Annotated in this window: 8 protein-coding genes and 2 pseudogenes; 3 read left to right on the top strand and 7 right to left on the bottom strand. The window is 69.6% G+C overall.

All coding sequences use genetic code 11. The features are described from left to right. Positions 1-83: pseudogene (locus GRC12_RS33770) on the bottom strand (DUF4937 domain-containing protein); the annotation flags it as partial. Between the two features lie 160 nt (positions 84-243). Here GRC12_RS33770 and GRC12_RS33775 point away from each other — a divergent pair. After that, complete coding sequence (locus GRC12_RS33775) at positions 244-777, top strand: TerD family protein (protein ID WP_208783601.1); 534 nt, start codon at positions 244-246, stop codon at positions 775-777. Positions 778-784: 7 nt separating this feature from the next. On the opposite strand, the gene GRC12_RS33780 is transcribed toward GRC12_RS33775, so the two are convergent. From GRC12_RS33780 to nrdR, 3 genes are all read right to left on the bottom strand, one after another. Beyond that, positions 785-1,516 carry a DUF6215 domain-containing protein gene (locus GRC12_RS33780; protein ID WP_244374196.1) on the bottom strand — a complete coding sequence of 244 codons (732 nt, stop codon included), beginning with the start codon at positions 1,514-1,516 and terminating at the stop codon, positions 785-787. A 194-nt stretch (positions 1,517-1,710) separates the two neighbouring features. Further along, positions 1,711-4,605 carry a vitamin B12-dependent ribonucleotide reductase gene (locus GRC12_RS33785; protein WP_208783602.1) on the bottom strand — a complete coding sequence of 965 codons (2,895 nt, stop codon included), beginning with the start codon at positions 4,603-4,605 and terminating at the stop codon, positions 1,711-1,713. 166 nt (positions 4,606-4,771) lie between these two features. Continuing rightward, positions 4,772-5,332: a transcriptional regulator NrdR gene (gene nrdR, locus GRC12_RS33790; protein ID WP_208783603.1), complete on the bottom strand. Its 561-nt coding sequence runs from the start codon at positions 5,330-5,332 to the stop codon at positions 4,772-4,774. Positions 5,333-5,895: 563 nt separating this feature from the next. On the opposite strand from nrdR, the gene lexA reads away from it, so the two are divergent. After that, a complete protein-coding gene (lexA, locus tag GRC12_RS33795) occupies positions 5,896-6,675 on the top strand; it encodes a transcriptional repressor LexA (RefSeq protein ID WP_208783605.1) in 780 nt (259 codons plus the stop codon). A gap of 157 nt (positions 6,676-6,832) precedes the next feature. On the opposite strand, the gene GRC12_RS33800 is transcribed toward lexA, so the two are convergent. From GRC12_RS33800 to GRC12_RS33810, 3 genes are all read right to left on the bottom strand, one after another. After that, positions 6,833-8,821, bottom strand: coding sequence for an ATP-dependent DNA helicase (locus GRC12_RS33800; RefSeq protein ID WP_208783607.1), 1,989 nt, complete (start codon positions 8,819-8,821; stop codon positions 6,833-6,835). Positions 8,822-9,116: 295 nt separating this feature from the next. Beyond that, positions 9,117-9,941 (bottom strand): GNAT family N-acetyltransferase, encoded by an 825-nt coding sequence (locus GRC12_RS33805; RefSeq protein ID WP_208783609.1) that lies wholly within the window; start codon positions 9,939-9,941, stop codon positions 9,117-9,119. 91 nt (positions 9,942-10,032) lie between these two features. Continuing rightward, positions 10,033-11,979: an IucA/IucC family protein gene (locus GRC12_RS33810; protein WP_208783611.1), complete on the bottom strand. Its 1,947-nt coding sequence runs from the start codon at positions 11,977-11,979 to the stop codon at positions 10,033-10,035. A gap of 395 nt (positions 11,980-12,374) precedes the next feature. Here GRC12_RS33810 and GRC12_RS47140 point away from each other — a divergent pair. Then, positions 12,375-12,698 (top strand): annotated as a pseudogene (locus GRC12_RS47140) (hypothetical protein); the annotation flags it as partial.

A 12,698-nucleotide genomic window follows, 5' to 3' on the forward strand; every position in this document is an offset into this window, starting at 1 on the left:
CCCAGAAGCCCCGCCCACTTCCGCTGCCCCCGCTCGAACCCGCGGCGGTCCACCACGGTGCAGCGAATCCACTTGACCAGCACCGCGCCATGGTAAGGCCACGGAGCGTGGCGCCGGTCACGCTCCGGCGGACAGCTCCCGCGCGTATGTGCGCGCACACGTGGCAGGATGGACAACTGGCCTTGTCCGCCCGGGGATTCGGGCCGCAAGGAGGACACGGGGAGACGGGGAAGGGGAGCTGTGGTGAACGGCCTCAACAAGGGGATCCGCAAGGCCGAGATCGCCCTCAAGTGGGATCCGAGTCCGGCGGGTCAGCCGCCCACCGATCTGGACATCGTCGCCGCCACCTACCCGGTGGGCGACGCGTACGGCGATCCGGCCTATGTGGTGCACTTCGACAGCCGCTCTCCCGACGGCACCATCTACCTCAACCGGGACAGCAAGGACGGCAAGGGTTTCGGCTGGGACGAGGTCATGACGCTGGAGCTGGACCGGCTCAGCGACCGGTACGCGCGCGTGGTCGTCGGCGTCGTGATCCAGCAGCGCGCGGCGCACCGGACCTTCGTCAGCGTGGTCAACCCGGGGTGGCGCATACGGGAGGGCTACACCGTGCTCGCCGAGGACGACTTCGGAGACGTCCTCGGGGCCACGGCGGCCACCGTCGGGGAGTTCGTGCGGGACGAGTCGGGCTCCTGGAACTTCCGTCCGGGCGTCCACGGCCACGAGGACGACCCCGCGACGTTCACCCGGACCATGGGCCGGATCGACCAGCCCTGACCTCCGGTCAGCCGGCGGTCCACCCCGGGACCGTCGGCAGCACCTTCTCGGCGACGCGGAACAACGCCGCGTCGTCGGGTGTCGCGAAGTCCTGACGCCAGATGGACACCTCGAAGGATCCGCCGCCGTCCTTGGCGTCCTTGGCGACGATCAGCGTGCGGGCGACGCCTCCGGGGCCCGTGTGGACCTTGCCGCCGCCCAGGTTGAAGCGCAGAGCGGTGGTGTGGTCCGAGTAGAGGACCGCGGGGTGGCCGAGGAAGCTCCTCCTCTGGACCGTGCCGCCGAGGAAGGCGGCCAGTTCGGACACCGGGAAGTCGTCGTCGGACGCGGAGAGCTCCAGGGAGTAGGTCTTCAGGTCGACGTCCGCCTCCGGGGAATCCGTCTTGGTTCCGTCGGCGGAGGTGAACGTGCTCACGTTGCCGCTGGCACTGATCGCCTGCTCGTCCGGCGTGCCGAGGAGCGTCGGCAGGTCGGAACGGTTGAGCGCCGTGCACAGCCCTGCCGCAACGACGTGCGTGGTCGATTTGGCGTCATGCGTGGTGTCGCAGACGGCGGGCTTGGTGTCACCCGCCGCGTCCCGGCCTCCCCCGAGGACCCACAGGGCGCCCGCGAGGCCGACGACCACCACGATCGCCGCGATGACCTGAGCCCCCGTGTCCACGCTCTTCTCGGGCTTGCCGCCGCCTGTTGCGGGACCGCTGCCCATGTCCTGCTTGGTGTCGGCGAATTCGTCGACCATGTCCCCCACGTCCCCCACCCCGATGTTCGCGCCGGTCGTGCGCCGGGGGAGCGTAACCTGTGATCCTTCTGTGGGGAAAGTGGAATTCTCAAGCACACGAAGACGGCGTCCTGACAGGGGCGGCCCCGCCCCGAAGAGCGCGAAGGGCGGTGGCCCGGACTCCCGGTGCCACCGCCCTGACCGGCTAGGTCACATCAGCTGCAGCCGCTGGTCGACCCGCAGCCCTCGCAGATGTAGCAGGAACCGGCCCGCTGCATCTTCGTGCCGCAGGAGAAGCACAGCGGGGCGTCGGCCTGGATGCCCAGCTGCATCTCGACCAGCTCGGCACTGGTGTGGGCCTGCTTCGGAGCGGGCTTGGCCGCCTGGACCTCGGCACGCGGCGTGGCGACGGCCTTCAGCTCCTGGGCGCGCGGCGCCGACTGGGCGAGACCCTCGACGTCGACCTCGTCCTCGGACGGCTCGTAGGACCCGGTCTCCAGGTGACGCTGGCGCTCCTCGGCGGAGTGGATGCCGAGCGCGGAGCGCGTCTCGAAGGGCAGGAAGTCCAGCGCCAGGCGGCGGAAGATGTAGTCGACGATCGACTGGGCCATCCGCACGTCCGGGTCGTCCGTCATACCGGCCGGCTCGAAGCGCATGTTGGTGAACTTCGAGACGTACGTCTCCAGGGGCACGCCGTACTGGAGGCCGACGGAGACCGCGATGGAGAAGGCGTCCATCATGCCCGCGAGAGTCGAACCCTGCTTGGACATCTTCAGGAAGACCTCGCCGAGACCGTCGTCCGGGTAGGAGTTGGCGGTCATGTAGCCCTCGGCGCCGCCGACCGTGAAGGACGTCGTGATGCCGGGGCGGCCCTTCGGGAGGCGCTTGCGGACCGGGCGGTACTCGATGACCTTCTCGACCGTCTCGCGGATGGTCGCCTCGGCCTTCTCCGTGACCTCGGCCTTCTCCTTCTCCTTGGTCTTCGCGGAGAGGGGCTGGCCGACCTTGCAGTTGTCGCGGTAGATGGCGAGCGCCTTGACGCCCAGCTTCCAGGCCTCGAAGTAGATCTCCTCGACCTCCTCGACGGTCGCCGACTCCGGCATGTTGACCGTCTTGGAGATGGCGCCGGAGATCCACGGCTGGATCGCGGCCATCATGCGCACGTGGCCCATCGGGGAGATGGCCCGCTCGCCCATGGCGCAGTCGAACACCTCGTAGTGCTCGTGCTTGAGCCCGGGAGCGTCGATCACATTGCCGTGCTCGGCGATGTGGGCGACGATCGCCTCGATCTGCTCCTCCTGGTAGCCCAGGCGGCGCAGGGCCTGCGGGACCGTGCCGTTGACGATCTGCATGGAGCCGCCGCCGACGAGCTTCTTGAACTTGACCAGGGCCAGGTCGGGCTCGACGCCGGTGGTGTCGCAGGACATCGCCAGACCGATGGTGCCGGTCGGGGCGAGGACGGACGCCTGGGAGTTACGGAAACCGTTCTTCTCACCGAGACGCAGCACGTCCTGCCAGGCCTCCGTGGCGGCGGCCCACACCGGTGTGTCCAGGTCGTCCATGCGCACGGCCGTGGCGTTGGCGTCGGCGTGCTGCTTCATGACGCGGTTGTGGGCACTGGCGTTGCGCGCGTAGCCGTCGTAGGGGCCCACCACGGCGGCGAGTTCGGCGGAGCGCTTGTACGACGTGCCGGTCATCAGGGAGGTGATGGCGCCGGCCAGGGCGCGGCCGCCGTCGGAGTCGTAGGCGTGGCCGGTGGCCATCAGCAGGGCGCCGAGGTTGGCGTATCCGATGCCGAGCTGGCGGAACGCGCGCGTGTTGTCGCCGATCTTCTGGGTGGGGAAGTCGGCGAAGCAGATGGAGATGTCCATCGCGGTGATGACGAGCTCGACGACCTTGGAGAAGCGCTCGACGTCGAAGGACTGGTGGCCCTTGCCGTCGTCCTTGAGGAACTTCATCAGGTTCAGCGAGGCGAGGTTGCAGGACGTGTTGTCCAGGTGCATGTACTCGCTGCACGGGTTCGAGCCGTTGATACGGCCGGACTCCGGGCACGTGTGCCAGTGGTTGATGACGTTGTCGTACTGGATGCCCGGGTCGGCGCAGGCCCAGGCGGCCTCGGCCATCTTGCGGAACAGGGCCTTGGCGTCGACCTCTTCGATGACCTCGCCGGTCATCCGCGCGCGGAGGCCGAACTTGCCGCCCTGCTCGACCGCCTTCATGAACTCGTCGTTGACACGGACCGAGTTGTTGGCGTTCTGGTACTGGACGGAGGTGATGTCCTCGCCGCCGAGGTCCATGTCGAAGCCCGCGTCACGCAGGGCGCGGATCTTCTCCTCCTCCTTGACCTTGGTCTCGATGAAGTCCTCGACGTCCGGGTGGTCGACGTCGAGGATGACCATCTTCGCGGCCCGGCGAGTGGCGCCACCGGACTTGATGGTGCCGGCGGAGGCGTCGGCGCCGCGCATGAAGGAGACCGGGCCGGAGGCGTTGCCACCGGAGGACAGCAGCTCCTTGGAGGAGCGGATGCGGGAGAGGTTCAGGCCGGCGCCGGAGCCGCCCTTGAAGATCATGCCCTCTTCCTTGTACCAGTCGAGGATCGACTCCATGGAGTCGTCGACGGACAGGATGAAGCAGGCGGACACCTGCTGGGGCTGCGGGGTGCCGACGTTGAACCAGACGGGGCTGTTGAAGCTGAAGACCTGGTGCAGGAGGGCGTACGCCAGCTCGTGCTCGAAGATCTCCGCGTCGGCGGGCGAGGCGAAGTACTTGTAGTCCTCGCCGGCCTTCCGGTACGTCTTCACGATGCGGTCGATCAGCTGCTTGAGGCTGGTCTCGCGCTGCGGGGTGCCCACGGCACCGCGGAAGTACTTGCTGGTGACGATGTTGACCGCGTTCACCGACCAGAAGTCGGGGAACTCGACGCCGCGCTGCTCGAAGTTGACCGAGCCGTCGCGCCAGTTGGTCATGACGACGTCACGGCGCTCCCAGGCCACCTCGTCGTACGGGTGCACGCCGGGGGTGGTGTGGATGCGCTCGATACGCAGTCCCTTGGTCGCCTTGGTGCCCTTGGCGCGGGAACTCCGTGCCGGACCGCTCGCCGTCTCTGTCATGCCGCCTCCCTGTACGGGCTAAAACGCCCTGAAGTGCCCCGTTGTTCCCGTGGCACGGTGTTCTGTCTGGTGTTGCGGGCACCCACTCGCTACGCCCGCAACAGGTCTCGATCGCCGCCGTCCGGCCGGACACAGGTGCCTTGCGCCCCGCGTTCCGGCCCGCCGATCAGTCGGCGGCGTGCGCGGGCTCGGGGACCTGGGCGGTCCCTCCGGGCCCGATGTCGTCTTCCCGGCTCCCCGCGCCGGCGTCCTCGCGGTCGTCGTCGTCCGCGCCGGCGGGTCGCGTCTCCTCCCTGAGTTCCGCGATCGCGGCCTCGAAGTCGTCGAGCGAGTCGAACGCCCGGTAGACGGAGGCGAATCGCAGATACGCGACAAGGTCGAGTTCCTGCAACGGGCCGAGTATGGCCAGCCCCACGTCGTGGGTGGTCAGCTCGGCGCTTCCGGTGGCCCGCACCGCCTCCTCGACCCGCTGGCCGAGCTGGGCGAGGGCGTCCTCGGTGACAGGCCGTCCCTGGCATGCCTTGCGCACACCGTTGATGACCTTGGTACGGCTGAAGGGCTCGGTGACTCCGGACCGCTTGATCACCATCAGCGAGCACGTCTCCACCGTCGTGAAACGACGGGAGCAGTCAGGACACTGACGGCGCCTGCGGATCGACGTGCCGTCGTCGGTCGTACGACTGTCGACGACGCGGCTGTCGGGGTGCCTGCAGAAGGGGCAGTGCATGATCTCCAACCCTCCTCACAGCAGACTCAATAGCCTCGCTGAGCCCCACGGGCCCCTCGAAGCAGCCCCAAGCATAGGCGATGACCATGGGTCCGGAGACCCGGGGGACCACAACTTCTGGGCTGCTGTTGCAATCCAACCACTAGATGTGGGGATTGGCTCATACATCCACGCCGTACGCGCGTGTCGCGTGCGCATTGGCATGTGCCATACGCCCGCTCCGCCGCACGGAATGCACACGCGCACAGGCGTACCGTTACGGCACCTGGGGAGATACCGTGGGCGCCACAAGGAGAGGGCGTGCGACTCCCGCAGAAATGGGGGCCGGTTCCCGGTTGCGGGGACGCCGGATGGCAGACTGGGCACCAACCCACGAGGCCATCACCCCGGCGGTGAAGAGTACAACAATGAGCCCTTTTGTCCGCCAGGTGCCGCGTTAGCCATACACCCAGACACATGATCAAGTAAGGCGATCCGCGTTTTTTCACTCGAACGTGTGTTTGGCGCAACCTTTCGAAAGCAACTACCGTTGTCCAGCAGGGAGACCATCGAGAGGGGCCGACGTGACCACCACCGCAGACAGTGCCACCATCACTGCCCAGGACCGCTCCCAGGGCCGACTCGAGCCGGTGCATGCGATGAACGAAGCCGTGAATCCCGAGGGGCACAAGCGCTCCCTGCCGGGCCGACCTCCAGGCATCCGGGCGGACAGTTCCGGACTCACCGACCGGCAGCGCCGGGTGATCGAGGTCATCAGGGATTCCGTCCAGCGGCGCGGCTACCCGCCGTCGATGCGGGAGATCGGCCAGGCGGTCGGCCTCTCCAGCACCTCGTCCGTCGCACACCAGCTGATGGCTCTGGAGCGCAAGGGCTTCCTGCGCCGCGACCCGCACCGCCCGCGCGCGTACGAGGTGCGCGGCTCCGACCAGGCCGCCACCGTGCAGCCCACCGACACCGCCGGCAAGCCCGCCGCGTCGTACGTCCCGCTGGTCGGCCGGATCGCCGCCGGTGGCCCGATCCTCGCCGAGGAGTCGGTCGAGGACGTCTTCCCTCTCCCTCGCCAGCTGGTCGGTGACGGCGAGCTGTTCGTCCTGAAGGTCGTCGGCGACTCGATGATCGAGGCCGCGATCTGCGACGGCGACTGGGTCACGGTCCGCCGTCAGCCCGTCGCGGAGAACGGCGACATCGTCGCCGCGATGCTCGACGGCGAGGCCACCGTGAAGCGCTTCAAGCGCGAGGACGGCCACGTCTGGCTCCTCCCGCACAACTCCGCGTACGAGCCGATCCCCGGCGACGACGCGACCATCCTCGGCAAGGTGGTGGCGGTGCTGCGGCGCGTATGACGGCCGCGGCAGGCGGCTCTGTGGCGGCCGCCCCCTGACCGGGCCCCGGGACCCCTGCGCCGGTTCCGGGGCCCTGTGTTGTGCCCGGCCCCCGGGTGGCCGGAGATCGGGGACGGGTGGGTAGCCTGACGCGGCGCCGCGTCAGGCTACCCACCCGTCATTCCGCCTCCGCCTCCGCCTCCGCCTTCTTGGCGGCCGCGTCGATCGCCGACAGGGACTTCCGGACCTGGTTACGGTCCGTCGTGTACCAGAAGTCGGGCAGTGACGCCTTCAGATAGCTGCCGTACCGGGCCGTGGCCAGACGCTGGTCGAGTACGGCCACCACACCCCGGTCCCCCGACGCGCGTACGAGGCGGCCGGCGCCCTGAGCCATGAGCAGCGCGGCATGGGTGGCGGCGACGGCCATGAAACCGTTGCCCCCGGCTTCCTCCACCGCCTTCTGGCGGGCGCTCATCAACGGGTCGTCCGGGCGCGGGAACGGGATCTTGTCCATGACGACCAGCTGGCAGCTGGGGCCCGGTACGTCGACCCCCTGCCAGAGCGACAGCGTGCCGAACAGACAGGTCTGCGGGTCGGCCGCGAAGTTCTTGATCAGCTCACCCAGGGTCTCCTCGCCCTGCAGCAGGATCGGGAACTCCGGGATGCGGGAGCGGAGTTCCTCGGCGGCGAGCTGGGCGGCCCGCATGGACGAGAAGAGGCCGAGCGTACGGCCGCCCGCCGCCTGGATCAGCTCGGTCAGTTCGTCCAGCATGTCCGCCCGGTCGCCGTCACGCGCGGGGCGCGCCAGGTGCTTGGCGACGTACAGGATGCCCTGCCTGGGGTAGTCGAACGGGGAACCGACATCCACGCCCTTCCACTTGGGCAGGTCGTCGCCCTCCGTGCCCTCGGGGGCGAGTCCGAGCGAGGCGCCGACGCCGTTGAAGTCGCCGCCCAGCTTCAGCGTCGCCGACGTCAGGACGACGGACCGGTCGGCGAACAGCTTCTCCCGCAGCAAGCCCGACACCGACATGGGGGCGACGCGCAGGGAGGCGCCGAACCGGTCATGGCGCTCGTACCAGACGACGTCCCACTCACTGCCGTTGGTGACGCGCTCCGCAACGTCGTGCACCGCCTCGACGGACGCCAGCGCCTGCTTGCGGACCGCGTCCTCGTCCTGCACGGACTTGTCACGGGTCGCACCGATCGCGGAGATGACCGTGCGGCAGGCGTCCCGCAGCGCCATGAGCGCGTAGCCGAGGTCCTCGGGGATCTCCTCCAGGCGGCCGGGCAGGGCCAGCTCCATGAGCCGCTCGAAGCCCTCGGCGGCGGTCTGGAGCTGGTCGGCGGCCTTCTCGTTGGCCAGCTTGGCGGCGCGGCGCACCGCACGGTTGACCTGGCCGGGTGTGAGCTCGCCGGTGGCGACGCCGGTGACGCGGGAGACCAGCTCGTGCGCCTCGTCGACGATCAGCACCTCGTGCTGCGGCAGGACCGGCGCGCCCTCGATGGCGTCGATGGCGAGCAGCGCGTGGTTGGTGATGACCACGTCGGAGAGCTTGGCGCGCTCGCGTGCCATCTCGGCGAAGCACTCGGCGCCGTACGCGCACTTCGACGCGCCCAGGCACTCCCGGGACGAGACCGACACCTGGGACCAGGCGCGGTCGGAGACGCCGGGGGTGAGGTCGTCACGGTCGCCGGACTCGGTCTCGTCGGCCCAGTCACGCATCCGCAGCAGGTCCTGGCCCAGCTTGCTGGTGGGTGCGGCCGCCTCGAACTGGTCGAACAGGCCCTCTTCCTCGTCCTGCGGAACGCCCTCGTGGAGGCGGTGCAGGCACAGGTAGTTCGATCTGCCCTTCAGCATCGCGAACTCCGGACGGCGGCGCAGCAGGGGGTGCAGGGCCTCGACCGTGCGCGGCAGGTCCCGCTCGACGAGCTGACGCTGCAGGGCGAGGGTCGCCGTCGCCACGACGACTCTCTCCCCGTGCGCGAGCGCGGGCACGAGATAGCCCAGCGACTTTCCGGTACCGGTGCCGGCCTGCACCAGCAGATGGGAGCCGTCGTCGATCGCCTCCGCGACGGCTTCGGCCATGGTCACCTGGCCGGGGCGCTCCGTACCGCCGACGGCAGTGACGGCAGCATGCAGGAGTTCGGGGAGTGAGGGCTTCGTCATAGCGCGACCACCCTACGGCGCCGCACTGACAAAGGGGCGATCAAGGCGGGGACGAGGGGCGGCATCAGGGCCGGGTGCGCCGTGGCGTGGTTCGGATACGACTGCTTTGGACCGTCGAGGACTGTCGATGACCGTCGGTGGACGGAGTGAGTGCCGTTCTGGACGGGCGAGCGCCGCTGCCGCTCGGTTTCGACATCGGTTCGGTGAATTTCGGCGTCGAAGCGAACCGCGCTGCGAAGTGGGAACCGCATCGGCTCGAGCGGTGTACCAAAAGTGACGAGGGCGTGGCACGGCGTCACAGCAGATCGCGCAGCAACCGGTCTCGGACCATGAGAGCGGCCCGTTTGGCGGGCAGCTCGACCTCGGCGGAGAACCGGAAACCGGCGGTCAGGAAGGCGGCGATGGAGGGGGTGTTGCGAAGGTCGGGTTCCGCGACGACGCGCGCGCAGACGGGGCGCTTGTCGAGAGCGAGGTCGGCGACTGCTCTGAGCAGGATGCCGCCGAGACCTCGCCCACGGTCGGCGACAGCACCGATGAGGAGGTGGATTCCGGTGTCATGAGGTCGGGCGGGATAGTGGCGGGCCAGCGGGTCGAGGTCCGCCCGGTAGATCTCCCAGTAACTCATCGGGGTGCCCTCCAGCACACCGAGGCACGGGACGCTGCGTCCGTCGCCGGTGCACTGGGCGCGCAGGTGGTTCTCCGTCACTGACGGAGGTCCGGCCAGCTTCCAGAACTCGGCGACCGCAGGGTCGTTCATCCAGCGGCTGACCAGCGGAAGGTCCCGTTCGATGTGCACGGGGACGAGGTGGAACGCGCCCGCCGGTGTGGTCACAGACCCCCAGTCTCCGACGTCGTCGAGGAGGTCGCCGTCGATGGAGCGTGCGCGAGTGGGCGCGGTCTTGATCTCACGCCGCTCCGGTGCCTCGTCGGCGTGGGCCCCCTCCTCCTCGGAGAAGAGCGCGATCAGTTCGTCGGGCAGGCGCAGTTCCAGCGTGTCCTCGCTGTCGCTGTCCGTGCTCACGGTGCCGCCCCCGGCCGGAAGGGGACTGGTCTCGGCGTCTGTGTCGGTACGGGGAGCAGGGGCTGGCGCTGCCTGTGCGTTGGCGTCGGTGGAAGACACGGCGACGCTCCTCTCAGAAGTGCGGGTGGGGCATGTTCCTCAGCGATGAAGGGAGTTGGTGCTCGGGAAAGCCGTGTGCGACCAGTTGTTCTCACAGACGGAGGGGATTGGCGATGGTGACGTAGACGGACTGGGTGTCGACCGGGCCGACGAGTTCGTCGAGGCCGTGGAGTCGGGTCAGCAGGTTGGCCTTGCACCGCAGGACGGGCGAGTCGAGCAGGTGGGCCGGGAGCGAGGTGCGCAGAGCAGCGGGACCGGAGGCGACGTCGTCGAGGAAGCGGCGGAGCGCGGCGAGCAGCAGCTCTTCGTCCGCCAGGCGCTGGGAGCCGAACGCCCCGATGAGGCCGAGGACGTTGTTGATCGCGAGGTAGTACGCGAAACGCTCGTCGGTGACCTCGTCGGAAACGAAGGTGTCGCTGCGCTCGCCGATGCCGGGCAGCCGGGCGTTGAGTTCAGTGCGGCGGGACTCACGGAAGTAGTAGCCCTGGTTGTCGCGGTAACGGCCGCCTGCGGGCCAGCCGTCGGCATCCAGCAGAAGCAGCGTGTTCTGCTGGTGGGCCTCCAGGGCGATGCCTGTCTCCGCGTCCAGCCACAGCACGGGACGGACGACCTGCTCGAGGTAGCGCAGGAACCACTCGGCGGCCACGGCTCCGCGCGGACGTCCCGTCCGAAGGGCGAGGCGGGTGACGACGGTTGCCAAGCGTGACCGCATCGACTGCGGGTGGGCCTCCGGGCGGCGGGCCGGGCTCGCCGGAGGGGCGGACGGGGCCAGTGGCCGGGGTGCGACGAGTCCGGCCACGCAGGAGACGTCGTCGGAGGCGTGGAACGGGTTGTGCCGGATCATCACGTCGAGGCCGCGCACCGGTTCGCCGTCCGGGGTGTCGACGGCGAGCCAGGCCGGGTCACGGACGATGTCGAATCCCGGGTGCGCGGCCCGCCACTGCTGGGACAGGCCGCTGCGCAGCAGGCGGTGGACCTCGACGCCCCGGTGCAGTTCCTTGCGGAGGTTCTCGCGACGGGAGTTGGTGATACGCAGGCCCAGCGACAGTTTGAGCATCGCGGGGGCGCCGGTGCGGTGGACGGTGCGTACGGAGGAGGTGGGGTGCCACGGAGAGCCTTGGGGGCCGAGGTCGCGGAGCAGTCCGGCGTCGAACAGGGCCGAGACCTCGGGGCGGCGGCGGACCTCGCGCAGTTGCCAGGGGTGGAGGGGAAGGGCCGCATGACCGTCCGGCAGGGCCAGTTCGGCCTCGGCGAGTCGACTGGTGAGCTGCCGGGCGGGGACGGGGCGGCCGCGCTCGGTCCAGGCGGAGTCGGTGGCGAGCAGGGAGGGAGCGACGGCCAGCCAGTGCAGGGGAAAGGAGCCACGCAACTCGGGTGAGTACAGGCGCGCTTCGTACTCGGAGAGACCTTCGCGGCTCTTCGGGGTGGGGTGCAGTGGATGGCCGAGAACGAGTGCCTGCTCGGCGGAGAGGAAGAGGTCGGAGCCGCCGGAAGGGTGCTCCCGGCGTTCACGGATGAAAGTGGCGGTACGACGGGAGGAGTCGGCTACGCGGGTGACCAGGTCGGAAGCCGTCGCGGAGAAGGGAGGGAGAGCGGGCCGCGCGTTCGGGGTGCTGCATGTGGCGGTCTCGCGGGCGAGCAGGGCGGCGATGGTGACGGCATCGACAGGTGGGGACTGATCGGAGGAGCCGGCGAGGCTCGGAAGGCCGAAGCGGTGCCATCCCGAGGGGGACCAGTAGCGGACCGGGACGAGCAGGGCCGTACCGCTGGCGGACAGGGGGATGCGGAGCGTGCCGCTGTCAGGGGCCGGAAGATCGGTCTCGCGGACCCAGCAGCGGAGCAGGTTCTCGATGGTCGCGGCGTCGGCTGCGGTGTGTGGATCGGGGTGCTCAAGGAGGTCGGCCACGCAGTGGTACGGATCTTCGGCGGGCTCGGGCGGGTTGGCTGTGCCCGTCGCCCACGACGGGATCCTTCGCTGCGCGGGGACCCTGCGCTGCTCCTCCAGGTCCGTTCCACTCCGCCGCGGTGTTGTTCCCATCGGTGTGGGCTGGTTCGGGTCGGCACACGGTTCGTCGGTGGCGCCGTGGGGGGCCGTGGCAGGTCCGGGGGTCTCCGGAGCGGGGGTGGTGTTCAAGGTGGTCCTCATGGGTGGCTCTGACTCGCGGGGAGGCGAATCGGGTACTGCGTCACGGAGTTCAGGTCGGCCTGGGTGTGACCAGGGGCGCGCGAGCGTCAGTCGCCGCGCCAGCCTGCCCTTTGGGCTCGCTCGTCCTGCCGGATGCGCGGAGGGGCCCCGTTCGGTCGGCGTGGCGCGGGCGGTCGCCCGGCCTGGGCTCGGGCTGACGCAGCCACGGCGTCGGCCAGGCGATCGAGCACCGCGGCCGCCTGCTCGTCACTGATCGTCAGCGGTGGGAGCAGACGGACGACACTGGCGTGGCGCCCGCCGAGTTCGACGATGAGACCGCGCCGCAGACACTCCCGCTGAACGGCGGCCGCGAGGTCGGGAGCGGCGGGACGGGGGCCTTCGGACCATGGAGCCGGCTTGGCGGTCGCACCCGGTCCACGGGGCGCACAGGCAGGGGGCCCACCGAACTCACCGGGCCCACCGGGTCCACGGGCCCCACCGGGCTCATAGGGCCCATAGGGCTCATAGGGCTCATAGGCGAGACCATCGCGAAGGTCGGCGTCAGCGTCGCCGCCCCCGTCGGCTTCCGTGTCCACGAACTCGATCCCGATCATCAGCCCCCGCCCCCGCAC

It is taken from the genome of Streptomyces griseorubiginosus (genome assembly GCF_017614965.1).
Lineage (GTDB): Bacteria > Actinomycetota > Actinomycetes > Streptomycetales > Streptomycetaceae > Streptomyces > Streptomyces griseorubiginosus_B.

What these genes read in the sequence shown, in the direction of transcription:
- GRC12_RS33780 (WP_244374196.1), bottom strand. Translation starts at nt 1,516, where the DNA reads ATGGTCGACGAATTCGCCGACACCAAGCAGGACATGGGCAGCGGTCCC.
- GRC12_RS33785 (WP_208783602.1), bottom strand. Translation starts at nt 4,605, where the DNA reads ATGACAGAGACGGCGAGCGGTCCGGCACGGAGTTCCCGCGCCAAGGGC.
- nrdR (WP_208783603.1), bottom strand. Translation starts at nt 5,332, where the DNA reads ATGCACTGCCCCTTCTGCAGGCACCCCGACAGCCGCGTCGTCGACAGT.
- GRC12_RS33800 (WP_208783607.1), bottom strand. Translation starts at nt 8,821, where the DNA reads ATGACGAAGCCCTCACTCCCCGAACTCCTGCATGCTGCCGTCACTGCC.
- GRC12_RS33810 (WP_208783611.1), bottom strand. Translation starts at nt 11,979, where the DNA reads ATGGGAACAACACCGCGGCGGAGTGGAACGGACCTGGAGGAGCAGCGC.